Here is a 23,243-nt window from a genome sequence, read left to right on the forward strand (position 1 = left end):
ATTCCGAACCCGGAAGCTAAGCCTTATAGCGCCGATGGTACTGCAGGGGGGACCCTGTGGGAGAGTAGGACGCCGCCGAACAAATTTTGAGAAAAGCCCGGACCGGGAACGGTCCGGGCTTTTCTGCGTTTAAAGGGCCTTGCGGCCAAGACCTCAGGCCGTCGCCGCCAGGCGCTTCGCGTCCTTCGCCGGGTAGCCGGCCGAGGACAGCACCGCCACTACCGCCGCGCGGCCCGCATCCTCTGCCGGGAGGACTCCCTCGTTGACCGCTTCCATCAGGCCGAACAGGACCTGCTCATGAACATGGGCCAGAGCCTCGGCCGGTAGGGGTGAGTCGAACTCGCCGGTCTCCAGAGCCTGTTGGAGAAGTTCCGTGCACGCCTCGCGGACCGGGGTCAGGCGGGCCCTGATGCCCTCCATCGTGACGCTGCGCTGAGCGAGATGGACCAGGAGGCGGTAGCGGTCCGCGATCGGCCAGATCGCCAGGATCGAACGGGCCACCGCCTCCGCCGGGTCGGCGACGCCCTCGCGGCCGGCCCGATGCGCCTCGGCCACCGCCTGCGCCGCGTCGTCCACCAAGGCCTCGATCAGCGCGTCCCGGCTCGGGAAATGACCGTAGACCGTGCGGCGCACGACCCCCGCGGCTCGGGCGATCTGATCCATCGACGCGTCCGGATCACGCAACAGCTCCACCAGCGCGTCGTCCAGGATGCGGCGGCGGTTGGCGTCGGCTCGTACGGAGGCGGAAGCGGGAGTCACGCGTTCATTGTGCCTGGGCGCGGGAGCGGTGCGGCATGCGGCCGTCTCGGCCCCGCCATTTTGCACAGTGGTGTGCAACCACGTAGATTGCACACCACTGTGTAATTGCACAGGCGTGTGCAAGCTGCGCGTGTCTGTGCTGTCCTGCCTCTGGAGGGGTTCCGCGTCATGCGCCTCGTCATGAACGAGCCGGTCGACACCATGGACCGGCCGTACGCCCGCCGCTGGTGGGCGCTGCTCGTGCTCTGCCTGAGCCTGTTGATCATCGTGATGGCCAACACGGCGCTCACGGTCGCGGCGCCCGACATGACCCAGGACCTGGGTCTGAGCAGCGCCGATCTGCAATGGGTCATCGACGGCTACACCGTGCCGTACGCGGCCTTGATGTTGTTGCTCGGTGCGATCGGCGACAAGTACAGCCGGCGCGGGGCGCTGCTGCTGGGGCTCGTCGTGTTCGGGGGCGGGGCCGTCGCCGGGTCGCTCGTCGGCAGCTCCACCGGGGTCATCGCAGCGCGCGCCGTCATGGGCGTCGGCGCCGCGATGATCATGCCGGCGACGCTGTCACTGCTTGCCGCCACGTTCCCCCGGGCCGAGCGGGCCAAGGCGATCGTGCTGTGGACGGCGACCGCCGGACTCGCCATCGCCGCCGGGCCGTTGGTCGCCGGTGCGCTGCTGCGGGACCACGGCTGGGCGTCCACGTTCCTGATCAACGTGCCGGTCGCCGCCGTCGCGATCGTCGGTGCGCTCGTGCTCGTACCGCCGTCGAAGGCCGAGCGGCACGGGCGGATCGACTACGTGGGCGGCGTGCTGTCCGTGGTCTGGGTCGGGGCGCTCGTGTACATGATCATCGAGGGGCCGCACTTCGGCTGGGGCGTCAAGGCCGTGGGCGCCGCCGTGGTGGCGGGTGTGGCGCTGGTGGCGTTCGTGCTGTGGGAGCTGCGGCATCCGCGGCCGGTGCTGGACGTACGGCGGTTCACGAACCGTCGGTTCGCCGGGTCGAACCTCGCTGTCGCGCTGTTCTTCCTCGCGGTCTTCGGGGCCTTCTACTTCCTCACCCAGGATCTGCAGTTCGTGCTCGGGTACGACGCCTGGGAGACCGGGGTGCGGATGCTGCCGCTGGCCGGTGCCGTGTTCGTCGGGTCGGCGCTGACCGGGTATCTCACGCCGCGCATCGGGATGCGGGTCACCGTGACGGCCGGGATGGTCGGGGGGACGGCGGCTCTGGCGCTGCTGACGCGCGTCGACGCCGGGTCCACGTACGGGGACTTCGTGCTGCCGCTCGTCATCCTCGGGCTCGCCATCGGGCTCGCGCTGTCGCCCTGCACGGACGCGATCATGGGGGCGTTCCCGGAGAGCGAGCTGGGGGTCGGCGGGGCCGTGAACGACACCTCGCTGGAGCTGGGCGGGTCGCTCGGGATCGCCCTTCTCGGGTCGGTGCTCGCCGGGTCGTACTCGTCGCATCTCGCCGATGCCGCCGGGGGGACCCGGCTGCCCGGGGGCGCGCTGTCCACCGCGCAGGACTCCGTCGGTGCCGGGTATGCCGTCGCGCAGCGGATCGGGGAGCAGGCTCAGCAGCTTGCCGAGCGGGCGCAGGGGGCCGGTGATCCGGAGCAGGCCGCGCAGTGGAAGGCGCAGGCCGGTCAACTCGCCGACGGGGCGCGGGAGATGGCTGATGCCGTGGGGGCTTCGTTCTCCGATGCGGTGGCGCACACGAGTGTCGTGGGCGCGGTGATTCTCGGGGTCGGGACCGTGGTGGTCGGGGTGTTGCTGCCCGGGCGTGGCGCGGGCGTGGAGCCGGGCTCCACGGGTGAGGGCGATGTCGGCCTTCCGGCCGGGACCGGCGGCGAGGTGGGCTCCGCCGCCGGTGCCGGGAGGAGGTGAGCGGTTGGTCGGGTGCGGCTTTCGTCGTGGCTGGGCGCGCAGTTCCCCGCGCCCCTGGCGGGGCGCTTCCGCGGCGGGGCGTCATGCTCTGGTAGGGAGTGGGCCGGTGCGTTACTGCGTTGCGATCGTGAGGCAGGCGCGGAGTTCGGTCGTGGCGGCCTCGGGGCCGGTGACCGTGACTCGGGTTGCTTCGCCGGGGGTTCGGCGGTTCCACAGGTCCTGCAGGAGTGCGCTCGGTGGGGCGGAGAGGGTGAGGTCGGCGGGGGTGTCGCCGGGGCCGTCCTCCACCGTGAAGCGGGCCGGGCCCGTGCTGATCCGCCAGGCCGCCGCCTTGGTGCCGAGGGCATGGATCTCGACGGTGCGGCCGGGGGACCCCGCGAGGGTGTCCGTGAAGTAGTCCGGCCATCCCGACACCGCGTACTGCGTGAACACCTTCAGGAGTTCGTCGATGCCGTCGATCGCCAGGTCCTCCGGGACCGGGGCGACCTGCTGTCCGGCGGCCAGCTCGGCGTCGATCCGGTGGATCACCGTCTCCTGCGCCATCCGGCGGATCCAGAAGCCGACGGTCCGGTCCGGCGCGTACCAGCCGCCCGCCGGGTCCCCGGGATCCCGGGTCGTCAACTCCTCGCGCAGATCGGCGTACGCGCGGTCGAGGAGCGCGAAGGGCTCCGCGTCCTGCGTGCCCTTCGGCGGCCACTCGGTCTCCGCGCCCTCGCGGATCGCGTGCGTCTTGTCCACGTAGACCTGCCCGACATGGCGCACCAGGTCGGCGACGGTCCAGTCGGGGCAGGTCGGCACCGCCGCGCCGGGGTCGGCGGCGGTGGCGACGGAGCGCAGTCGGTCGAAGTCGGCGGCCAGACAGTCGAGATACCGCGCCGTGGACAGGGGAACGCGTACGTCGTGAGTCATGGCGCCAACCTAGCGGCCCCCACCGACAATCAGCCCCCGGAGCGTTCGCGCTCCACCGGCAGCCAGAGTTCGGCCTCCGCCGTCGGGCCGTCCGGGGACCGCGAGACGCGGGTGCGCAGCAGTTCGGGGCCGGGCCGGGTGCGGTACGGGTTCGACGGGAACCACTCCGTGTAGACGTCGCTCCACAGGCGCTGCACGGCCTCCGGCGCCGGGCCCGATGTCGTGAACACCGCCCAGGTTCCGGCGGGGACCGTCAGCGTGGGCAGGTTCTCGGGAAGCGGGGTGTCCGTGGGGACGGCCACCGCCTGGTAGTAGTCGAGTTCGCTGCCCTCGGCGCGGCCGGGGTCGAGGTCGTCGCAGACCGCGAGGACGCCCCGCGGCTCCGCACCGGAACGCTGCGACAGCTTTTCCAGCTCGTCCAGGACCCCGCGGTCGATGCCGCGGACGAACTCCTCGATCGCCGTGTTCGGCCCCAAGTACACCAGCGGTACCCGGGCCCTGGGCCCGACGACCGTGAACTCCGGGCGGTCCACCACTCGGTATCGCATGCTGCTGCTCCCTTCGACGGTGAGACGGAAGGTGAGGCGGGGCTGGGAGACGAGCGCGGCGCCCGTCCTGCGGGCCTCGCCGGGACCGATCCCGTGCAGGACGCGGAACGCGCGGGCGAACGCCTCGCCCGAGCCGTACCCGTAGCGCACGGCGATCGTCAGCAGCGGCTCCCGGGCCGCGAGCACCTCGGCGCCCGCGACGGTGAGCCGGCGCCGACGCACGTACTCCGACAGCGGCATTCCGGCGAGCGCCGAGAACATCCGCCGCAGGTGGTACTCCGACGTGGCCGCGATCCGGGCCAGTTCCGCGACGTCGAGGTCCTGGTCGAGGCGCTGCTCGATGCGGTCCATGGCCTGGTTGAGGCGGTCCAGCACCCCGGGCTCCTTCCCTTCCTGTCTTCACCGATGTGTTGTCGACGGCCGCGCCCCTCCCGGGCCGGCCTGCTCGATCCCCACGCTAGGAGTGGGCGAGGACGCCGGGCCCGACATCCTGTGCCCGTTCCTGTCCGGTCGTCGGGGCGTCAGGCCGTCACGACCTCCACCCCGTGCGCCGTCAGCCGCTCGATCACCGGGTGCGCGGGGTCGGCGTCCGTGATCAGGGCCGTGATGTCCTCCCAGGGCAGCACCCGGTACCGGGACGCCGTGCCGATCTTCTCGGACGAGGCGAGGACGTACGTGTCCGCCGCCCGGGCCGCCAGGGCGCGCTTCATCGCGGCCTCCTCGGCGTCGCCCGTGGTCAGACCCGCCTCCGGGTGGACACCGGTGACACCGATCAGGCACAGGTCCGCCGACACGTTCTGCGCCGCCTCCACCGCGGCCGCGCCGCAGGCCACCGCCGAGTGCTTGAAGATGCGGCCGCCCAGGAGGAACAGCTCCGCCCGGGGATGGTCGAGCAGGGCAGCCGCGATCGTCGGGCTGTGCGTGATCACCGTGCACGGCAGGTCCGGCGGGAGGTGGCGGGCGACCGCGAGCGCCGTCGTGCCGCCGTCCAGGATCAGGGCGCTGCCGGGCCGCACCAGCGCCGCGGCCGCCGCGGCGACCTTCTGCTTGCCGCCTGGCGCGACGGTCGTGCGGGTGGCGTAGTCCGCGACCGCGGGGGAGACGGGCAGGGCTCCGCCGTAGACCCGCTGGCACAGTCCTTCGGCGGCCAGGTCGCGGAGGTCGCGGCGCACGCTGTCCTCGGAGATGCCCAGGTCGGCGGCGACGTCCTTGGCCACGATCTTGCCCTCGCGGGCGAGCAGTTCCAGCAGGTGGTCGCGCCGTTCGGCAGCCAGCATCCGTAGTATCTCCTGTTCTTGCACGATTCTGCATGTATCGTAGCGCGACATGAACGATCAGCACTCCGAGCCGACCGACTCCTCCCGGCGTCCTCTGCTCGTCCTCATCGCCGGTCCCTACCGCTCGGGTACCGGCGGCGACCCCCGCGCCATGGCCGCGAACCTCGCCCGGCTCGAAGAGGCCGCCTGGCCCGTCTTCGCCGCCGGCCACATCCCGATGATCGGCGAGTGGGTCGCGCTGCCCGTGCTCCGCTCCGCCGGTGCCGGGCCCACCGACCCCCTCGCCGACCAGGTGCTGTACCCGACCGCCGAGCGGCTGCTCGCCCGGTGCGACGCCGTGCTGCGGCTCCCCGGGGAGTCGGCCGGCGCCGATCAGGACGTGGCCATCGCCCGCCGCCGCGGCCTGCCCGTCTTCCACGACGTCGCCGAGATACCGTGCCTGGCCCCGCGGGAGACCGCGTGAGCGCGGCCCCCGCACGCCCCGGCGTCGACGTCCCCGACCACCGCGGCCGCACCGGCCTCGACCAGGCCGGACGTGACCTGGACCGCAACCCCGATGTCGTCGTCCGTGACGTGGAGCTGACCTCGCGGGGCTGGCACGTGCTGCGTCGCACGACCTTCGACCACCGGCGCCGCGACGGGCGTTGGGAGACCCAGCAGCGCGAGACGTACGACCGGGGCAACGGTGCGGTCGTCCTGCCGTACGACGTCGAGCGCGGGTGCGTCCTGCTGACCCGGCAGTTCCGCTACCCGGCCTACGTCAACGGCCACCCCGACGGCATGCTCGTCGAGGCGGCGGCCGGGCTGCTCGACGGTGACGATCCGCTCTCCGCGATCCGGCGCGAGAGCGCCGAGGAGCTCGGGGTCGAGCTCGGCCCCCTCACGCCCGTCGCCGAGATCTACATGAGCCCCGGCTCGGTCACCGAGCGGCTGCACTTCTACGCGGCGCCCTACACGCCGGCCGACCGCACCGGCGCCGGTGGCGGCCTCGCCGAGGAGGGCGAGGACATCGAGGTGCTGGAACTGCCCTTCGCCGAGGCCCTCGCCATGGTCCGTGACGGGCGCATCGCCGACGGCAAGACGGTCCTGCTGCTGCAATGGGCCGCGCTGGACGGCCCGTTCGCCGTCAGCCGGTGACGGTGCCCAGGGCCCGTACCTCCTGCGGCGTGAGCCGGATCGTGCCCGCCGCCACGTTCTGGTCGACGTGGTCCGGGTCGCCGGTGCCGGGGATGGCCAGGACGTTCGGGCCCTGGTGAAGGGTCCAGGCGAGGCGGATCTGGGCCGGACTCGCACCGTGGGCTGCGGCGATCTCCGCGAGCGCGGCGGTGGCCGGGTTGCCCTCCGCGCCCTCGTGCCCGGCGCCGCCCGCGATCGCGAAGAACGGCACGAAGGCGATGCCCTCGGCCGTGCACGTGCGCAGGAGCTCCGCGTCCCCGGGCCGCGTCCGGCCCAGGCCGAACGGGTTCTGCACGCACACGATCGGCGCCTCCTTCCGCGCCGCGGCGAGGGCGGCCGCGTCCACGCCCGACACCCCGATGTGCCGGATCAGGCCCGCGTCCCGCAACCGCGCCAGCTCACCCACGTACTCCGCGATGTGCGGTGAACTCACCTCGTTCACCCGCATGTTGACGACGTCCAGCCGGTCGCGGCCCAGCTGGCGCAGGTTCTCCTCGACGTCGCCGCGCAGCTCGTCGGGGCGGGCCCAGGTCGCCCAGTCGCCGGCGCGGTCGCGGCGCGGGCCGACCTTGGTGGCGATGACCAGGTCGTCGGGGTAGGGGGCGAGGGCCGCGCCGATCAGTTCGTTGGCCGAGCGGCGGGCGGAGAAGTAGAAGGCGGCCGTGTCGATGTGGTTCACGCCGAGGTCGACGGCGCGGCGCAGCACGCGGATCGACCGGTCGCGGTCGGAGACGGACGAGTTGTCGAAGGCGACGCGGCCCGGGAGCCGCATCGCGCCGAGCCCGACGCGGCGGACCGGGAGGTCGCCGAGGAGCCAGGTGCCGGTGGTGCTGTTCATCCTTCTTCTCCTTGCTGAGTACGGAACGTGAGTAGGGATGCTCAGGTGCGGACATCCCCGGGCGGGGTTGGCTGAGGCCATGACCCAGGAACTCGCCGCCGCCCCCGCCGAGCCGCCCTCCCGGCAGTGGATCGCGCCGCTGCTCTCGACGCTGGCCACGCTGCCGGGCGCGTTCTTCGCCTACGTCTTCGCCGGCCTGTCGGGGATGGCCTGTGACTCCTGCACCGACGCCCAGGCCGACCGGTTCGACCCGAGCTTCGACCGGGCGTTCACCGTCTTCGGGTGGGGCCTCGTGGTGTCGCTGCTCGTGCTCGCGACGGCGTGGCTGCTGCCGTGGCAGCGGCGGTTCGCCGGGTGGCGGATCGGCCTCGCGGTGGCCGCGCCGTTCGTCGTGGTGTTCTCCGGCATCGCGTTCGGCGGACTCGTCGACTGGCCCTGAGCCGGATTCCGGGACGCCGGGGCTGGCCCTGACGTCAGGGTCAACGTTTACCGTCGTAGGCATGCGCATCGGAGAGCTCGCTGACCGCGCCGGGGTGACCCCGCGGACGCTCAGGTACTACGAGTCACGCGGGCTGCTGCCCGCGCGGCGCGGGGGGAACGGCTACCGGACCTACGACGAGGACGACCTGCGGGCCCTGCGGCAGATCCGCACGCTCCAGGACTTCGGGTTCGACCTGGAGGAGACCCGGCCGTTCGTGGAGTGCCTGCGGGCCGGGCACCCCGAGGGCGACTCGTGTCCCGCGTCGCTCGCCGTGTACCGCAGCAAGCTCGCCGAACTCGACGCGCTGATCGGCGAGTTGAGCGCCGTAAGGAACACGGTCGGTGCGCAGTTGGCGCGCGCCGAACAGGCGATGCAGGCGCTGGCGACGGAGGACGACTCCGCGCCGCGCTGCGAACTGAGGGAGTGATCACGATGGCGTTCCGGGACGTGACCGACGCGGACTTCGACGAGCAGGTGGTCAAGGCGGAGCGGCCGGTGCTCGTGGAGTTCACCGCCGAGTGGTGCGGGCCGTGCAAGCAGCTGGCGCCCGTGCTGCGGGCCGTGGCCGAGGAGGAGCGGGAGCGGCTCGACGTCGTCGCGATCGACGTCGACGCCAATCCGGAGACGGCCGTGAAGTACGGCGTGCTGTCCATGCCGACGCTGATGGTCTTCAAGGACGGGGAGCCCGTGTGGTCGCGGGTCGGAGCCCGGCCGAAGCGGCGCCTGCTGGAGGAATTGTCCGAGGCGCTCTGAAGAATTGGAATGAAGCCCCGCCCGGGGGTATATTCGGTGTTTCTGTGTGCCCACAGAAAAGGCCCCTCACTGGGGGCCAGTAAACACACCGTACCGGGCAGGGAGCAGTTTTGTCAAGCCGGGAATCCGCCGTATCCGAGAAGGAACTCCAAAAGGAACAGGAATTCATCGACCGGCTCTATGCGCGCGTCGACGCGCTGCGCGGCGAGGCCGCGGACTCGGTCACGAACGCCCTGACGCCGGTCGGCACCGGCCAGCAGGCCCGCCTGGAGCGGGACCTGCTGGTCGTGGAGCGCTCCGGTCTGCTCGCCGCGCTGAACGCGGTGGACGGCTCGCTCTGTTTCGGCCGGATCGATCTCACGAACGGCGTCGCGCACCACATCGGGCGTCTCGGAATTCGTGAGGACGACACCGAACTCACGCCGATTCTCATCGACTGGCGTGCGCCGGTGGCGCGCCCCTTCTATCTCGCCACCGGGCACACACCGATGGGTCTGCGCAGGCGCCGGCATCTCACCACCGAGGGCCGGACCGTCACCGAACTGCACGACGAGATCCTCGATCTCGGTGACGACGAGCGCACCGGTTTCGAGGACCCGTCCGGTGACGCCGTGCTGCTGGCCGCGCTGAACTCCGCGCGCACCGGCCGCATGGGCGACATCGTGCAGACCATCCAGGCCGAGCAGGACCGGATCATCCGCCACGACCACCGGGGTGTGCTGGTGGTCGAGGGCGGTCCGGGCACCGGCAAGACCGCCGTGGCCCTGCACCGTGCCGCGTTCCTGCTGTACGAGCACCGGGAGCTGCTCGCCAAGCGGGCGGTGCTGATCGTCGGCCCCAACCCGGCGTTCCTCTCCTACATCTCCGAGGTGCTGCCCGCGCTCGGCGAGACCGGCGTGCTGCTCGCGACCGTCGGCGAGCTGTTCCCGGGCGTCCACGCGACCGCCGTCGACACGCCCCGGGCCGCCGCCGCGAAGGGCGCCCGCGAGATGTCCGACGCGCTGGCCCTCGCGGTGCGCGACCGCCAGCAGCTCCCGGAGCCCGGCGCGCCCCTGGTGATCCGGCACGACGACGGGGACCTGATCCTCGACTGGGAGATCGCCTACGAGGCGCGGCAGGCCGCCCGGGACACCCTGCTCCCGCACAACCTCGCCCGCCCGACCTTCGCGTTCCACATCCTCGACGCGCTCACCGCGCAGCTCGCCGAGCGGATCGGCGCCGACCCGTACGGCGGGCCGAACTTCCTGGGCGCCGACGACCTCGCCCAGCTCGGCAAGGGCGTCGCCGCGAGCGCCGACGTGCACGCCGCGATCGCGGACCTGTGGCCGAAGCTCACGCCGGAGGAGTTCGTCGCGGACTTCCTGGCCGACCCCGTCCACCTGCCCGACGACGCGGCCGCCGCGATCCGCCGCGAGGTCACCGGGCCCGCCGACTGGACCCCCGGCGACGTGCCGCTGCTCGACGAGGCCGCCGAACTCCTCGGCTACGACGACTCCGCCGAGCGGGCCGCCGCCGAGGCCGCCCGCCAGGAGCGGACCGCCTACGCGCAGGGCGTCCTCGACCTGTCCAAGGGCTCGGAGTCCTACGAGTTCGAGGACGAGGACGAGTCCGAGGTGCTCGCCGCGCACGACATCGTCGACGCGGACCGGGTCGCCGACTGGTACGAGGAGGAGGACCACCGCAGCGCCGCCGAGCGGGCCGCCGCCGACCGGACCTGGGCGTTCGGCCACATCATCGTCGACGAGGCGCAGGAGCTGAGCCCGATGGCGTGGCGGCTGCTGATGCGCCGCTCGCCCACCCGCTCCATGACGCTGGTCGGCGACCCCGTGCAGACCAGCGAGGAGGCCGGCGTCGGCTCGTGGGCGGACATCCTCGCCCCCTACGTCGAGGACCGCTTCGAGCACACCCGGCTCGGCGTCAACTACCGCACGCCGAGCGAGATCATGGAGCTCGCGGCGGCCGTGATCCGCGCCGAGCATCCCGGTTTCGAGCCGCCGTCGTCCGTCCGCTCGACGGGCGTACGCCCCTGGGTGCGGGCCACCGACGACCTGCCCGCGGCCGTCGCCGCCGCGGTCGCCGAACTCACCCCCGAGGAGGGCCGCCTCGCCGTGATCGCCCCGCGCGACCTGCACGCCGACATCGCGGCGCAGGTGCCCGGGGTGACGGCGGGCGGGGCCCCCGACCTGACGCACACGGTCGTGCTGCTCGACCCGCGCCAGGCCAAGGGCCTCGAGTTCGACTCCGTACTCGTCGTCGAGCCGGGCCGGTACGGGACCAGCGACCTGTACGTGGCGCTGACCCGGGCCACCCAGCGGCTCGGTGTGCTGCACACCGGTGAACTGCCGCAGGCGCTGCGTTAGTTCACCGGGGGCAGGCCGGAGCACAAGGCGGACGGGAAGGCCGGTTCGACGCGGTGCACGTCGGTGCAGCCGCTCTTCGTGGAGCGGACGATGGGTACCCAGCCGGCCTTCTCGGCGCGGAAGAACCAGCGGTCGCCCCGGCTCGCCCCGCAGCCGGGGGCCTCGCCCTCGGCGCAGGCGGGGCCCATCCGCGAGGAGATGTCGAACACCAGCCACTTCTCGTCGCAGTGCTCGTCGCCGCGCCGGGTGTGGTTCGGGACGTCGAGTGCCATCACCGCCTGGTTGTACGAGGCGGGGGTGCAGCCGGTGGGGGCCGGGTGGCAGCCGCGCTCGCCGCACAGCCGCAGCTCCGGCAGGTCGGCCCCGTCCGCCGTGAACGTCGTGTGGACGTCCGTGGCCAGATTGCGGTGGCCGAGCGCGGACGGCAGCCGGACCTCGGCCGTGCCGGTCGTGGTCCCGGCGCAGTCGGCATGCGGGTCGCCCGTCAGGTGCGCGTACGACACCTGCACCCACACCGTGCGGTCCGAGGTGGAGGTGACGACCGCCTTGAGGTCGCGTACGCACGTCTTCCCGCCGTGGGGGATCTCGGCGACGACGCTGAGCGTGCGCCCGTCGTCCGCGAGCCGGGCGGCCGTCACCCCGAACGGCGCGTACGTCTGCCAGTGCGGCGTCTCCACCGGCGTCGGCGGGATGGCGCCCGACCCGGCGCTCAGCGTCCCGCAGGCGCCGAGCAGCAGCACGGCGACGGCGCTCAGCAGGACGGCGGCCAGTGATCTCCTGGACCGTGATCTCTTGGACTGCGATCTCTTGGAGCGCGATCTAAAGGACTGCATCGGTTCCGGACCCCCCGTGGATGATCGACCGGGCCGACTATAGGGAACGGCCCGGCCGTGGGGGAGCGGTGTTTCGCGTCAGGCCGGGCGGAACCACACCGTGGCGAGCGGGGGCAGCGTCAGGCGCACGCTCGCCGGGCGGCCGTGCGCGGGGACGTCGTCCGGTTTCACCGGCTCGGGGTTCGTGACGTCACCGCCGCCGTAGCGGCCCCGGTCGGTGTTGAGCACCTCCTGCCAGGCCGGCACCGCGTCCGGCACGCCGAGCCGGTACTCGGGCCGCACCACCGGCGAGAAGTTGGACACCGCGAGCAGCGGCGAGCCGTCGGCCGCGCGCCGCAGGAACGCGAAGACGTTGTCCTCCGCCGCGTCACCGGCCACCCACTCGAACCCCGCCGGATCGGTGTCCCGCTCCCACAGCGCGGGCGCCTCCCGGTAGACGGTGTTCAGGTCCCGTACGAGGTCGCGCACTCCGCGATGGTCGGCCTCGGCCCCGTACGCCGGATCGAGCAGCCACCAGTCCGGGCCGTGCGCCTCCGACCACTCGGCGCCCTGCGCGAACTCCTGGCCCATGAAGAGGAGCTGCTTGCCGGGGTGCGCCCACATGTAGCCCAAGTAGGCCCGGTGGGTGGCGCGTTGCTGCCACCAGTCGCCCGGCATCTTGGAGACCAGGGACTTCTTGCCGTGCACGACCTCGTCGTGCGAGATGGGCAGCACGTAGTTCTCGCTGTACGCGTACACCATCGAGAACGTCATCTCGTTGTGGTGGTACTTGCGGTGCACCGGCTCGTGGCTCACGTACTCCAGGGAGTCGTGCATCCAGCCCATGTTCCACTTCAGGCCGAAGCCCAGGCCGCCGTGACCGCCCGGCCCGGTGTGGTGGGTGGCGCGGGTGACGCCGTCCCAGGCCGTGGACTCCTCGGCGATCGTCACGACGCCGGGGACCCGCCGGTACAGGGTGGCGTTCATCTCCTGGAGGAAGGCGACGGCGTCGAGGTTCTCCCGGCCGCCGAACTCGTTCGGCGTCCACTGCCCCTCCTCGCGCGAGTAGTCGAGGTAGAGCATCGAGGCGACGGCGTCGACGCGGAGTCCGTCGATGTGGAACTCCTCGCACCAGTAAAGGGCGTTCGCCACAAGGAAGTTGCGGACCTCCTTGCGGCCGTAGTCGAACTCCAGGGTGCCCCAGTCCGGGTGCGCCGAGCGCAGCGGATCCTCGTGCTCGTACAGCGGCCGTCCGTCGAACTCCGCCAACGCCCAGTCGTCGCGCGGGAAATGGGCCGGGACCCAGTCCATGAGGACGCCGATGCCGGCCTGGTGCAGGGTGTCGACCAGGTATTTGAAGTCGTCGGGGGTGCCGAGTCGCGCGGTGGGGGCGTAGAAGCCGGTGACCTGGTAGCCCCAGGAGCCGCCGAAGGGGTGCTCGGCCACGGGCAGCAGTTCTACGTGCGTGAAGCCCAGGTCTCTTACGTAGGCGGGCAGTTGGTCGGCGAGCTGGCGGTAGGTGAGGCCGGGGCGCCAGGACGCCAGGTGAATCTCGTAGACCGAGAAGGGGGACTCGTGCGCGGGGCGGCCGGCGCGGTGCTCCAGCCAGTGTCCGTCCTGCCAGGTGTGGTGCGAGGCGTGGACGATCGAGGAGTTCGCCGGGGGGATCTCGGTGCGGGTGGCGAGCGGGTCGGCGCGCAGCGTCTTGCTGCCGTCGGGGCGGGTGATCTCGAACTTGTACAGCTCGCCCTCGCCGACGCCGGGCACGAACAGCTCCCAGATGCCGGACGAGCCGAGGGAGCGCATGCTGTGGGCCGCGCCGTCCCAGAAGTTGAAGCCGCCGACGACCCGGATGCCGCGGGCGTTCGGCGCCCAGACCGTGAAGCGGGTGCCCTCGATGTCCTGGTGGGTCATGGGGCGGGCGCCGAGCGCGGTCCACAGCTGTTCGTGGCGGCCCTCGGCGATGAGGTGCAGGTCGAGTTCGCCGAGCGCGGGGAGCAGGGAGTAGGCGTCCGCGATCGTCTGGACCGTGTCGCCGTAGGTGATCTCCAGCTCGTAGGAGGGCGGGACCTCGTCGAGGGGGAGCAGAGCGGAGAAGAACCCGTCGCCGTCGTCGTGGAGTTCGGCGCGCTTGCCCTGCGGGGTGCGGACGGCTACCTGCTGGGCGTAGGGGCGCCAGGCGCGGAAGGCTGTGCCGCCGTCGACCGGGTGGGCGCCGAGCACTCCGTGGGGGTTGTGGTGGGTCGCGCTGAGGAGCCGTGCGCGGTCTCCCTCGGGGACGGGGGCCGGGGTCGTGGCGGGGCGGGGGGTCACGGGGTGCGCCTCCTTGAGGGGCTTCGCGTGTGCCGGGCTGGCGTGCGGGGGCGTGTGCGGCTCTCGTTGTGGCTGGTCGCGCAGTTCCCCGCGCCCCTGGCGGGGCTGGGGGGCGGTGGCCGGTGCGGGTCTCGTCGTGGCTGGTCGCGCAGTTCCTCGCGCCCCTTGCGGGGCGATTTCGGTGGGCTTGTCGCGCTCACGCGGCGGAGCCGCATTTCGATACAGCCTCGCGCCCCTATCGGGGCACTTCTTCTGCCAGCCTTGCCAAGGCCGCCATCGGGACCGGGAGCCAGTCCGGGCGGTGGCGGGCCTCGTACAGGGCCTCGTAGACGGCCTTGTCCGTTTCGTAGGCGCGCAGCAGGACCGGGTCGGTGCGCGGGTCGGTGCCGGAGACCTCCGCGTAGCCGGCGCAGTACGCGGCGCGGCAGGCCTGTGACCAGGCCGCGTTCCAGGGGCGGGCGCTGCGGGCCGCGTAGTCGAAGGAGCGGAGCATGCCGGCGATGTCGCGGTGCGGGGGGTGCGGCATCCGGCGTTCCGCGAGGGGGCGGGACGGTTCGCCCTCGAAGTCGATGAGCCGCCAGGCGCCGCTCGCCTCGCGCAGGCACTGGCCGAGGTGCAGGTCGCCGTGGATGCGCTGGGCCTGCCGGGTGCGGCCGTCGGCGGCGAGGTCGTGGAGGGCGGCGAAGGCGGTGCGCAGTGCGGGGACGTGCGGGAGCAGGGCCGGGACCTGCTGGGCCGTCGTCTCCAGGCGGCGGATCATGGTCCCGGCGAGCTGTTCCGTCTGCGCGCGGCTGTACGTGACCGTGGGCAGGGCGCGGGCCAGGGCCGTGTGGACCTCCGCCGTGGCGCGGCCCAACTGTTGTGCCTCGTAGGTGAAGTCCTCTTCGTTGGTGAGGTGTTTCAGCGCCAGGTCCCAGCCGTCGGCCGCCCCCTTGAGGAACGGCTGGAGGACGCCCAGGGTGGTGGTCTCCTCCGTGTCCCCGCTGTCACCGGTGCGCGTCTCGAACCAGGCCACCGGCGCGGGCACCCGGTCGCAGCCCTCGCGGGCCAGGGCGAGGGGGAGTTCGAGGTCGGGGTTGACGCCCGCGACGACCCGGCGGAAGAACTTGGCGATGAGCCGGTCCCCGTACACGACCGACGAGTTGGACTGTTCCGCCTGCAAGGGGCGGGGGACCAGGCCGCGCGGCACCTGGCCGTGCGGGCCGCGGTGGAAGCGGAGGGCGCCGAGGGCGCCGGGTATCCGGAGCCGCTCCAGCAGCACGGACGCCTGGCGGGGATCCTGGAGGGCCTCGTAGGCGGTGCGGCCGGCCAGCGGGCCGCGGGTGATCGCGCCGATCGTCGCGGGCGCGAGCTGCTGGGGCAGCAACCCGGCGGTGCCGATGAGGAGTTGGTAGCGGTCCCCGGGGCCTTCGTCGTCGGCGGGCGGCTGGTGCGCGCGCACCAGCAGGTGCAGCAGGGCGGCGCCGGGCAGCAGCGGGGTGACGGAGTCGAGGGTGAAGCCGGTGACGGGCCGGCCCTTGCCGGCGAACCAGCGCTGGCGTGGCAGCCATTCGCGCAGCAGTGGCTCCAGGGACAGGAGGAGGCCGGAGGGGTCGTCCGCCGCGACTGCGGTGGGGTGGGCGGGAGCGGCGGGGCGGCCTGCGGCTTCCGACATGGCGTCGCGTCCTTTCCCCGGGCCGGGAACGCTCGACGACGGTGTGCGCGGTCCCGGATGCCGAGATGCTGTCCAGAGCTGTCCAGAGGGGACGTGCCGAGTGTGCGTGATCGGTGTGCGTGCGCCCTGGCACGGGCCGGGACGGTACGCGGCGGCGCCTGTCCCGCACGGTATTGGTGGAGAGTGCCCAGGGGGAGGGGACGGAAACCGGGATTGGCGGGTTCTTGGACATTCCCGGTGACGTGAGCGAGGCGCGCGGTCACCGGTCACCGGCGCCGGGACGCGCCGCGGGACCGGCCGGCGGGGCGCCTTTCGCGCACCGCCGGCCGCACCCCTCAGGAGGACGGGGCCACCTGCCGTTCAGAAGGACGGGGTCACATACCGTCCTTCCGCAGCCTGAACCAGTAGAACCCGTGCCCCGCCAGCGTGAGCAGGTACGGCAGCTCCCCGATCGCGGGGAAGCGGACCCCGCCGATCAGTTCCACCGGGTGCCGGCCGCTGAACGACTGGAGGTCCAGCTCGGTGGGCTGGGCGAAGCGGGAGAAGTTGTGGACGCACAGGACCAGGTCGTCCCCCTCCTCCCCGGTCGACGGCAGCTCGCGCAGGAACGCGATCACCGCCGGGTTCGACGACGACAGCTCCGTGTACGAGCCGAGGCCGAACGCCGGGTTCTGCTTGCGGATCTCGATCATCCGGCGCGTCCAGTGCAGCAGGGACGACGGGGACGACATCGACGCCTCGACGTTCGTGACCTGGTAGCCGTAGACCGGATCCATGATCGTGGGGAGGAACAGCCGGCCGGGGTCGCACGACGAGAAGCCGGCGTTGCGGTCGGGCGTCCACTGCATCGGCGTACGGACCGCGTCGCGGTCGCCGAGCCAGATGTTGTCGCCCATGCCGATCTCGTCGCCGTAATAGAGGATCGGAGAGCCGGGCAGCGACAGGAGCAGGGCGGTGAACAGCTCGATCTGGTTGCGGTCGTTGTCCAGGAGCGTGGCCAGGCGGCGCCGGATGCCGATGTTCGCCCGCATCCGGGGATCCTTGGCGTACTCCGCGTACATGTAGTCGCGTTCCTCGTCCGTGACCATTTCGAGGGTGAGCTCGTCGTGGTTGCGCAGGAAGATGCCCCACTGGCAGCCCGAGGGGATCGCGGGAGTCTTGGCGAGGATCTCCGAGACGGGATAGCGGGATTCGCGGCGTACCGCCATGAAGATGCGCGGCATGACGGGGAAGTGGAACGCCATGTGGCATTCGTCGCCGCCGGTCTGGTAGTCGCCGAAGTAGTCGACGACGTCCTCCGGCCACTGGTTGGCCTCGGCGAGGATCACCACGTCCGGGTACTGGGCGTCGATCTCCTTGCGGACCCGGCGCAGGAACTCGTGGGTCGCCGGGAGGTTCTCGCAGTTGGTGCCCTCCTCGGCGTAGAGGTAGGGCACCGCGTCGAGACGGAATCCGTCGATGCCGAGGTCGAGCCAGAAGCGCAGGGCGGCGAGGATCTCCTCCTGGACGGCCGGGTTCTCGTAGTTGAGGTCCGGCTGGTGGGAGAAGAAGCGGTGCCAGAAGTACTGCTTGCGGACCGGGTCGAAGGTCCAGTTGGAGGCCTCGGTGTCGACGAAGATGATGCGGGCGTCCTGGTACTGCTTGTCGTCGTCCGCCCAGACGTAGTAGTCGCCGTACGGTCCCTCGGGGTCCGAGCGGGACTGCTGGAACCACTCGTGCTGGTCGCTCGTGTGGTTCATGACGAAGTCGATGATGACGCGCATCCCGCGCTGGTGCGCGGCATCCACGAACTCCACGAAGTCGGCCAGGTCGCCGAATTCGGGGAGCACCGAGGTGTAGTCCGAGACGTCGTAACCGCCGTCACGGAGCGGGGACTTGAAGAAGGGAGGCAGCCAGAGGCAGTCCACTCCCAGCCACTGGAGGTAATCCAGTTTCGCCGTGATGCCCTTGAGGTCGCCGACGCCGTCGCCGTTGCTGTCCTGGAAGGAGCGGACCAGGACCTCGTAGAAGACGGCGCGCTTGAACCAATCCGGGTCCCGGTCCTTCTGTGGAGTGTCCTCGAAGGTGTCCGGGACGGGCTCATTCATGATCATGGTGTGGGTGACCCTCCGAATTCCTCTTCCAGAGAATTCATCGCGGCGTGGACGGTCGCAGGACGGTGAGAATGTGCGCGGGTGAACGGCCCGGATCGAGACGCACGTAGTTCGCCCTGCCCCAGTGGTAGCTGTCGCCGGTGAGCTCGTCACGCACCGCCAGGAACTCGTGCCAGCCGAGCCCCAGTTGTGGCATGTCCAACGAGACCGTCGCCTCCTGGGTGTGGTGCGGGTCGAGGTTCACGACGACCAGAACCGTGTTCGAGCCGCTGCGTTTCGAGTACACGAGTACCGCGTCCTGATCGGCGTGGTGGAAGTGCACGTCGCGCAGTTGCCGTAGTGCCGGGCTGCGGCGCCGGATGTCGTTGAGCGCGGTGATCAGCGGAGCGATCGTCCGTCCCTCCCGCACGGCCGACTCCCAGTCCCGCGGCCGTAGTTCGTACTTCTCGGAGTGCAGATACTCCTCGCTGCCGGGGCGTAGCGGAGTGTTTTCGCACAGCTCGTATCCGCTGTAGACACCCCAGGCGGGGGAGAGCGTCGCGGCGAGCACCGCGCGCAGTTCGAAGGCGGGACGGCCGCCGTGCTGGAGAAACTCATGGAGGATGTCCGGCGTGTTCGTGAAAAAGTTCGGCCGCATGGAGGCCGCTTTCTCGCCCGCCAACTCCTCGATGTACTCGGTCAGTTCCTGCTTCGAATTGCGCCAGGTGAAGTAGGTGTACGACTGCTGGAAGCCGACCTCGGCCAGAGCACTCATCATCGCGGGGCGGGTGAACGCCTCCGCCAGAAAGATGACATCGGGGTCGGTGCGGTTGATGTCCGCGATGACGTGTTCCCAGAAGACGACCGGCTTCGTGTGCGGGTTGTCCACGCGGAAGATGCGTACGCCGTGCTCCATCCAGTGGCGCAGGACGCGGGTCGTCTCCGCGATCAGGCCGGGCAGGTCCGCGTCGAAGGCCAGGGGGCAGATGTCCTGGTACTTCTTCGGCGGGTTCTCGGCGTACGCGATCGTGCCGTCGGGCCGGTGGTGGAACCAGTCCGGGTACTTCTCCACCCACGGGTGGTCGGGGGAGCACTGGAGCGCGAAGTCGAGAGCCACCTCCAGGTCCAGCTCCCGCGCCTGCGCGACGAACCGGTCGAAGTCCTCCAGGGTGCCCAGGTCCGGGTGGATCGCGTCGTGGCCGCCCTCGGGCGAGCCGATCGCCCAGGGGACGCCGACGTCGTGCGGGCCGGGGGACAGGGAGTTGTCGGGCCCCTTGCGGAACGTGGTCCCGATCGGGTGGATCGGCGGGAGGTACACCACGTCGAAGCCCATCTCCGCGATGGCCGGCAGACGGCGGGCGGCGGTGGCGAAGGTGCCGCTCACGGGTGGCTTTCCGGGTTCGACGACCGCGCCCTCGGAGCGCGGGAAGAACTCGTACCAGGAGCCGTACAGCGCTCGCTCCCGCTCCACGAGCAGCGGCAACTCCGCGCTGACGGTCAGCAGTTCGCGTAGAGGATGGCGGGCGAGGACCTCGTCCACGTCCGGGGCGAGGGCGGCGGCGAGGCGGGCCGCGGGCGGGCGGGCGGTGTCGCGCAGCGCGGCGACGGCCTCCTGTACGGGGGCGCCGAGCGGCCCTGGTATACCGGCGGCAGCCCGTTCGTACAGCAACGCGCCTTCCTCCAGTACGAGTTCGGTGTCGATGCCCGCCGGTACCTTGATCCGGGCCGTGTGCCGCCAGGTCGTCACCGGGTCGCCCCAGGCCTCCACGCGGAACGTCCAGGAGCCCGTCGCGTCGGCGGTGACCTCGGCGCCCCAGCGGTCGGTGCCGGGGGCCAGCTCGTGCATCGGCGTCCAGGGGCCCTCCTGGCCGTCCGGGCCGCTCAGCACGACATTGGCGGCGACCGCGTCGTGGCCCTCCCGGAACACGGTGGCCGTGACCCGAAAGGTTTCTCCCACCACGGACTTGGCGGGCCGTGCGCCTCCGGCGATCAGCGGGCGGACGTCCCGGATGGGGATGCGGCCCGTGCTGACCTGGACGGGGGGTGCGGGTGCCTCGGCCGGCAGGGGGGCCGGAGCAGGGACTCTCCGGGTGGTCCGGGTCACCGGCTTGGCGGTGGTCCCTTCCGGTGCGGCTTCGACCGGTGCGGCTTTGGCCGTGGCGGCCTTCTTCTGGGCCGCCTTCTTCTGCGGGGCCTTCTTCGCGGCCGCCTTCTTCCGTGCCGGGGCCGTCTTCGCAGGTGCCTTCTTCGCGGCCGCCTTCTTCGCGGGTGTCTTCTTCTGGGTCGGCTTCTGTGGTTCGGGGGCCTGGTGTTCAGGATCCGGCTGGGCCGGCTTTCGCTGTTCGGGGTTCGGCTGGGGGGACGAGCGCTTGGCGGGCATGACCGCTCCTGTCCGCGGAGGATTCGGGGGTTGCGGAGGCGCAATTCTGGTCAGAGGGCCGTGCGGGGTACCGGGTGAGCCTTCCACGGCCGATGGGTGGGCAATCCGGTGCTTTGTTAACTACTCGCGCGTAAGGGCACACACAAGACCGGTCCCGCCGTGAGCGACGGGACCGGCTCATGAACTCACCTTCCGCCTAAGGGTTGTTGACCTGCAACAGCTTGTTCGGTGAGCCGGGTCCGGCGCCGGTGATCCGACCCGAATCCGCCCGGCCCACGAGCGCCTTGCTCACATCCGCGGGGGTCGCCCACGCATGATCGGCGAGATACAGCGCGGCGGCGCCCGCGGCGTGCGGAGACGCCATGGACGTTCCGGAGTAGGTGGCTTTGCCTGTGTCGCTCGCGAACGACGCGGACGTGATGTCGACGCCGGGCGCGAACAGGTCTACACGAGTACCCCAATTCGAGAAACTCGCACGCGCGTCTTTCTTGTCCGTCGCACCGACCGTGATCGCCTCCTTGACACGGGCGGGGGAGTACAGGTTCGCCGGCAGCCCGTCGTTGCCCGCCGCGACGGTGTACGTGACGCCCGAGGCGATGGAATTGCGGACCGCTTGGTCGAGTTGCTCATTGGCGTAGCCGCCCAGACTCATATTGGCGACCGCCGGCTTCCGCGCATGCTTGGTCACCCAGTCGATACCGGCGATGACCTGCGCCGTAGTACCGGATCCTGCGTCGTCGAGCACACGCACTGCGACCACGTTAGCCTTCTTCGCGACCCCGTACTTCGTGCCCGCGACGGTTCCGGCCACATGGGTTCCGTGCCCGTTTCCGTCCTGGGCGACCGCGTCGTTGTCGACGAAGTCCCAGCCGGAACTCGCCCGTCCGCCGAAGTCCTTGTGCGTGGTGCGGATGCCCGTGTCGATCACGTACACGGTCACGCCCGCGCCCGCCGATTTCGGCCAGGTGTAGGACTTGTCGAGCGGCAGATCCTTCTGGTCGATGCGGTCCAGGCCCCACGAGGGCGGGTTCTTCTGGGTGTGGTCGTAGGTGACGGCGGTGTCCTGCACGACGGACGCCACACTCGGATCGGCCGCGAGCCGCTCGGCCCGCGCGTCGTCGGCCTTCACCGCGTACCCGTTGAGCGCGTTGCTGTAGGTGTGGCGTATTTTCGCCCCGTATTTCGCGGCAAGGTCCTTGCCCGCCTCGGACGGGGCCCTGGTTCCCCCCTTCAGCGTCACTATGTAGCTGCCCGCCACGGCGCCGGGTTCCCCGGCGCCCAGTATCCGTCCCTGCGCGGGGGCGGCCTGTGCGGGTGGCGTGACGGCCGAAAGCACCGCGACTGCCGCGAGCACGGTGAGTCCACCGGCTCCGCGCAGCCTTCGCTTCCGCGTCACTGGCACGGTCACTGCCATGTGTGAGTTCCCCTCCTCAACTCGGCGCAGAATCACGCCAGTTGGCAGCCTCTCGTGTGGTGTGAAGTGCCACAAGGTTGTACGAGGGGGCGGAATCGGCCATATCGCCCGTGGAGGTGGGGTGCCGGGCCGCGAGGGTTGCGGCGAAATCCGGCCGAAGGGGCCCGGGTCCGATCCGGCCGACTGCGGCAGGATGACCGCATGTCCATCATTCACCGCACCACCATCACGCCCACCAAGCTCGAACTGCTCACCGAGTGGCTGCCGAAGCAGTCCTGGTACCGGGGCGCGGGCACCCCCGAACTCGCCAAGGCCGGCGGCTTCCGCCTCGACGACCCGGCCGGAGAGGTCGGCCTCGAGTTCCTCGCGACGACCGACACCTCGGGGCCCGAGCCGGTGACGTACCACGTGCCGATGACCTACCGCGGCGCCCCGCTGCCGGGCGCCGATGCCGCGCTGATCGGGACGGTCGTGCACGGCGTGCTCGGCGAGCGCTGGGTGTACGACGGGGCCCAGGACCCGGTGCTCGTGGCCGAGTTGACCGCGCTGATGAAGGGCGAGGTGCCCGCGCACGCGCAGAGCGTCGACGGCGAGCTCGACCCGACCGTGCACGCCGCGCCCGGCGACGGGCGGCCGGAGATCGTGCGCGTACTGGAGCCCGGTTCCACCGCCCCGAGCGGCGTCAGCGCCGAGTGGGGGACGGTCGACGGGGACCGGGTGCGCGGCACTTTCGTGGTCGTGCGCGCCGACTGACCGGCGCCCCTTGCCGACGGGCCGCGCGGCCGGGATGTCGGACACCGCCGGGGCCCGCGGTGTCTGACATCGTGGCCACGTCACCGGAGATCACCTTCGGTGACGTGTCGTCACGCCGAGTGGGGGAGAAGCAGGGATGAGTTCACGGATGCGAGCACGGACGGACACCACCGCACGCGACGCCGGGCGCCCGAGGCGGCCCGGAGGCGGATGGCGGCGGGCCGCCCTCGCCGCGGCCGCGCTCCTGTCGACGGCGGCCGCGCCGGCCGTCACCGCCGCGCCCGCCCACGCGTACAGCCCCAATCCCGAGGTCCGCGCCGTCTACCGCGACACGGACAGCTGCCCGTGCGGCGGCGGCGCCCTCAGCGACCCCTACGGCGGCACCTCCTTCGCGCGCGACCCGGGCGGCTACGCGGTCAAGCTCGAGCTGAAACAGGGGAGTTCGTTCGTCGGCAAGGTCGAGTTCCACCCGAAGAGCGAGCAGCTGCGGGTGTACGACACGAAGAACGACGGCGACACCTTCTACGTACACATCACGTACACCTCGGGCCGCACCACCCACGATCTCGGCACCTACGCCGCGCCCGCCACTCCCGCCGCCGTCGACCACGTGACCAAGGACTTCGACATCCCGGAGGGCGCCGGTGTCGACATCTCCGTCTACGACGACGCACGACTGACCGACTACATCGGCGGCGCGCGCGGCACCGGCGGGGCCGTCGCCTAGGGCCTGGATCAGGTCGGGGGCAAGGGCGGATTCCGGGCGCCCCGCCGTGCGCCGTGGCTAGCGGCGTGGCCGCGCACTACCGTCGGAGGCCGGGCCGCACGTCGATGTGCCGGCCCGGTCCGCTGTGTCCCTGCGT

The 23,243-nt window shown here is 71.6% G+C and carries 20 protein-coding genes and 1 rRNA gene; 10 read left to right on the plus strand and 11 right to left on the minus strand.

The window, feature by feature from the left end:
• Nucleotides 1-81, plus strand: a 5S ribosomal RNA gene (gene rrf / locus ACFVDP_RS28845); the annotation flags it as partial.
• Between the two features lie 72 nt (nucleotides 82-153).
• Here the strand turns inward: rrf and ACFVDP_RS28850 are convergent.
• Entirely contained in the window at nucleotides 154-759 is a 606-nt protein-coding gene (locus ACFVDP_RS28850; RefSeq protein ID WP_383495745.1) for a TetR/AcrR family transcriptional regulator, read from the minus strand.
• A gap of 168 nt (nucleotides 760-927) precedes the next feature.
• On the opposite strand from ACFVDP_RS28850, the gene ACFVDP_RS28855 reads away from it, so the two are divergent.
• The gene (locus ACFVDP_RS28855; RefSeq protein WP_383495747.1) at nucleotides 928-2,640 is read left to right on the plus strand and encodes an MFS transporter; all 1,713 of its coding nucleotides are present in this window, start codon (nucleotides 928-930) and stop codon (nucleotides 2,638-2,640) included.
• 111 nt (nucleotides 2,641-2,751) lie between these two features.
• Here the strand turns inward: ACFVDP_RS28855 and ACFVDP_RS28860 are convergent, their stop codons facing one another.
• The 3 genes from ACFVDP_RS28860 to ACFVDP_RS28870 all read right to left on the minus strand — a co-directional run bounded on the left by ACFVDP_RS28860 (nucleotide 2,752) and on the right by ACFVDP_RS28870 (nucleotide 5,374).
• On the minus strand, nucleotides 2,752-3,549 hold the full coding sequence (locus ACFVDP_RS28860; protein WP_383495750.1) for a maleylpyruvate isomerase family mycothiol-dependent enzyme: 798 nt from the start codon (nucleotides 3,547-3,549) through the stop codon (nucleotides 2,752-2,754).
• 29 nt (nucleotides 3,550-3,578) lie between these two features.
• Nucleotides 3,579-4,472, minus strand: a complete 894-nt coding sequence (locus tag ACFVDP_RS28865) for an effector binding domain-containing protein (RefSeq protein WP_383495752.1) — start codon at nucleotides 4,470-4,472, stop codon at nucleotides 3,579-3,581.
• A 146-nt stretch (nucleotides 4,473-4,618) separates the two neighbouring features.
• A complete protein-coding gene (locus ACFVDP_RS28870; protein ID WP_383495755.1) occupies nucleotides 4,619-5,374 on the minus strand; it encodes a DeoR/GlpR family DNA-binding transcription regulator in 756 nt (251 codons plus the stop codon).
• Between the two features lie 49 nt (nucleotides 5,375-5,423).
• On the opposite strand from ACFVDP_RS28870, the gene ACFVDP_RS28875 reads away from it, so the two are divergent.
• Both ACFVDP_RS28875 and ACFVDP_RS28880 read left to right on the plus strand, forming a co-directional pair.
• Nucleotides 5,424-5,837 carry a DUF4406 domain-containing protein gene (locus tag ACFVDP_RS28875; RefSeq protein WP_383495757.1) on the plus strand — a complete coding sequence of 138 codons (414 nt, stop codon included), beginning with the start codon at nucleotides 5,424-5,426 and terminating at the stop codon, nucleotides 5,835-5,837.
• Nucleotides 5,834-6,511, plus strand: a complete 678-nt coding sequence (locus ACFVDP_RS28880) for an NUDIX domain-containing protein (RefSeq protein WP_383495760.1) — start codon at nucleotides 5,834-5,836, stop codon at nucleotides 6,509-6,511. Before ACFVDP_RS28875 ends, ACFVDP_RS28880 begins: the two co-directional genes overlap by 4 nt.
• On the opposite strand, the gene ACFVDP_RS28885 is transcribed toward ACFVDP_RS28880, so the two are convergent.
• A complete protein-coding gene (locus tag ACFVDP_RS28885; protein ID WP_383495763.1) occupies nucleotides 6,501-7,388 on the minus strand; it encodes an aldo/keto reductase in 888 nt (295 codons plus the stop codon). The two genes, ACFVDP_RS28880 and ACFVDP_RS28885, sit on opposite strands and share 11 nt — an antisense overlap.
• A gap of 79 nt (nucleotides 7,389-7,467) precedes the next feature.
• Between ACFVDP_RS28885 and ACFVDP_RS28890 the strand changes: the two genes are divergently transcribed.
• From ACFVDP_RS28890 to ACFVDP_RS28905, 4 genes are all read left to right on the plus strand, one after another.
• Nucleotides 7,468-7,827: a hypothetical protein gene (locus tag ACFVDP_RS28890; RefSeq protein WP_383495766.1), complete on the plus strand. Its 360-nt coding sequence runs from the start codon at nucleotides 7,468-7,470 to the stop codon at nucleotides 7,825-7,827.
• 61 nt (nucleotides 7,828-7,888) lie between these two features.
• A complete protein-coding gene (locus ACFVDP_RS28895; protein WP_383495769.1) occupies nucleotides 7,889-8,296 on the plus strand; it encodes a MerR family transcriptional regulator in 408 nt (135 codons plus the stop codon).
• A 5-nt stretch (nucleotides 8,297-8,301) separates the two neighbouring features.
• Nucleotides 8,302-8,622: a thioredoxin gene (gene trxA / locus ACFVDP_RS28900; RefSeq protein ID WP_383495772.1), complete on the plus strand. Its 321-nt coding sequence runs from the start codon at nucleotides 8,302-8,304 to the stop codon at nucleotides 8,620-8,622.
• A gap of 110 nt (nucleotides 8,623-8,732) precedes the next feature.
• Nucleotides 8,733-10,982: a HelD family protein gene (locus ACFVDP_RS28905; protein ID WP_383495774.1), complete on the plus strand. Its 2,250-nt coding sequence runs from the start codon at nucleotides 8,733-8,735 to the stop codon at nucleotides 10,980-10,982.
• On the opposite strand, the gene ACFVDP_RS28910 is transcribed toward ACFVDP_RS28905, so the two are convergent.
• The 6 genes from ACFVDP_RS28910 to ACFVDP_RS28935 form a co-directional block, all read right to left on the minus strand.
• Nucleotides 10,979-11,815, minus strand: a complete 837-nt coding sequence (locus tag ACFVDP_RS28910) for a hypothetical protein (protein ID WP_383495777.1) — start codon at nucleotides 11,813-11,815, stop codon at nucleotides 10,979-10,981. The genes ACFVDP_RS28905 and ACFVDP_RS28910 overlap by 4 nt on opposite strands.
• A 78-nt stretch (nucleotides 11,816-11,893) precedes the next feature.
• Nucleotides 11,894-14,107 carry a 1,4-alpha-glucan branching enzyme gene (glgB, locus tag ACFVDP_RS28915; RefSeq protein WP_383495780.1) on the minus strand — a complete coding sequence of 738 codons (2,214 nt, stop codon included), beginning with the start codon at nucleotides 14,105-14,107 and terminating at the stop codon, nucleotides 11,894-11,896.
• A 235-nt stretch (nucleotides 14,108-14,342) separates the two neighbouring features.
• Nucleotides 14,343-15,761 carry a phosphotransferase gene (locus ACFVDP_RS28920; protein WP_383495782.1) on the minus strand — a complete coding sequence of 473 codons (1,419 nt, stop codon included), beginning with the start codon at nucleotides 15,759-15,761 and terminating at the stop codon, nucleotides 14,343-14,345.
• Nucleotides 15,762-16,135: 374 nt separating this feature from the next.
• The gene (gene treS, locus ACFVDP_RS28925; RefSeq protein ID WP_383495785.1) at nucleotides 16,136-17,854 is read right to left on the minus strand and encodes a maltose alpha-D-glucosyltransferase; all 1,719 of its coding nucleotides are present in this window, start codon (nucleotides 17,852-17,854) and stop codon (nucleotides 16,136-16,138) included.
• A 37-nt stretch (nucleotides 17,855-17,891) separates the two neighbouring features.
• Nucleotides 17,892-20,213, minus strand: coding sequence for a maltotransferase domain-containing protein (locus ACFVDP_RS28930; protein ID WP_383495789.1), 2,322 nt, complete (start codon nucleotides 20,211-20,213; stop codon nucleotides 17,892-17,894).
• Between the two features lie 196 nt (nucleotides 20,214-20,409).
• Nucleotides 20,410-21,627: a S8 family peptidase gene (locus tag ACFVDP_RS28935; protein ID WP_383495792.1), complete on the minus strand. Its 1,218-nt coding sequence runs from the start codon at nucleotides 21,625-21,627 to the stop codon at nucleotides 20,410-20,412.
• Nucleotides 21,628-21,828: 201 nt separating this feature from the next.
• On the opposite strand from ACFVDP_RS28935, the gene ACFVDP_RS28940 reads away from it, so the two are divergent.
• Both ACFVDP_RS28940 and ACFVDP_RS28945 read left to right on the plus strand, forming a co-directional pair.
• A complete protein-coding gene (locus ACFVDP_RS28940; RefSeq protein ID WP_383495795.1) occupies nucleotides 21,829-22,380 on the plus strand; it encodes a 1,4-alpha-glucan branching protein in 552 nt (183 codons plus the stop codon).
• A gap of 148 nt (nucleotides 22,381-22,528) precedes the next feature.
• Nucleotides 22,529-23,107, plus strand: coding sequence for a hypothetical protein (locus ACFVDP_RS28945; RefSeq protein WP_383495798.1), 579 nt, complete (start codon nucleotides 22,529-22,531; stop codon nucleotides 23,105-23,107).
• Nucleotides 23,108-23,243: the final 136 nt, after the last annotated feature.

Origin of the sequence: Streptomyces sp. NPDC057694 (assembly GCF_042799415.1) — a bacterium.
GTDB lineage: Bacteria > Actinomycetota > Actinomycetes > Streptomycetales > Streptomycetaceae > Streptomyces.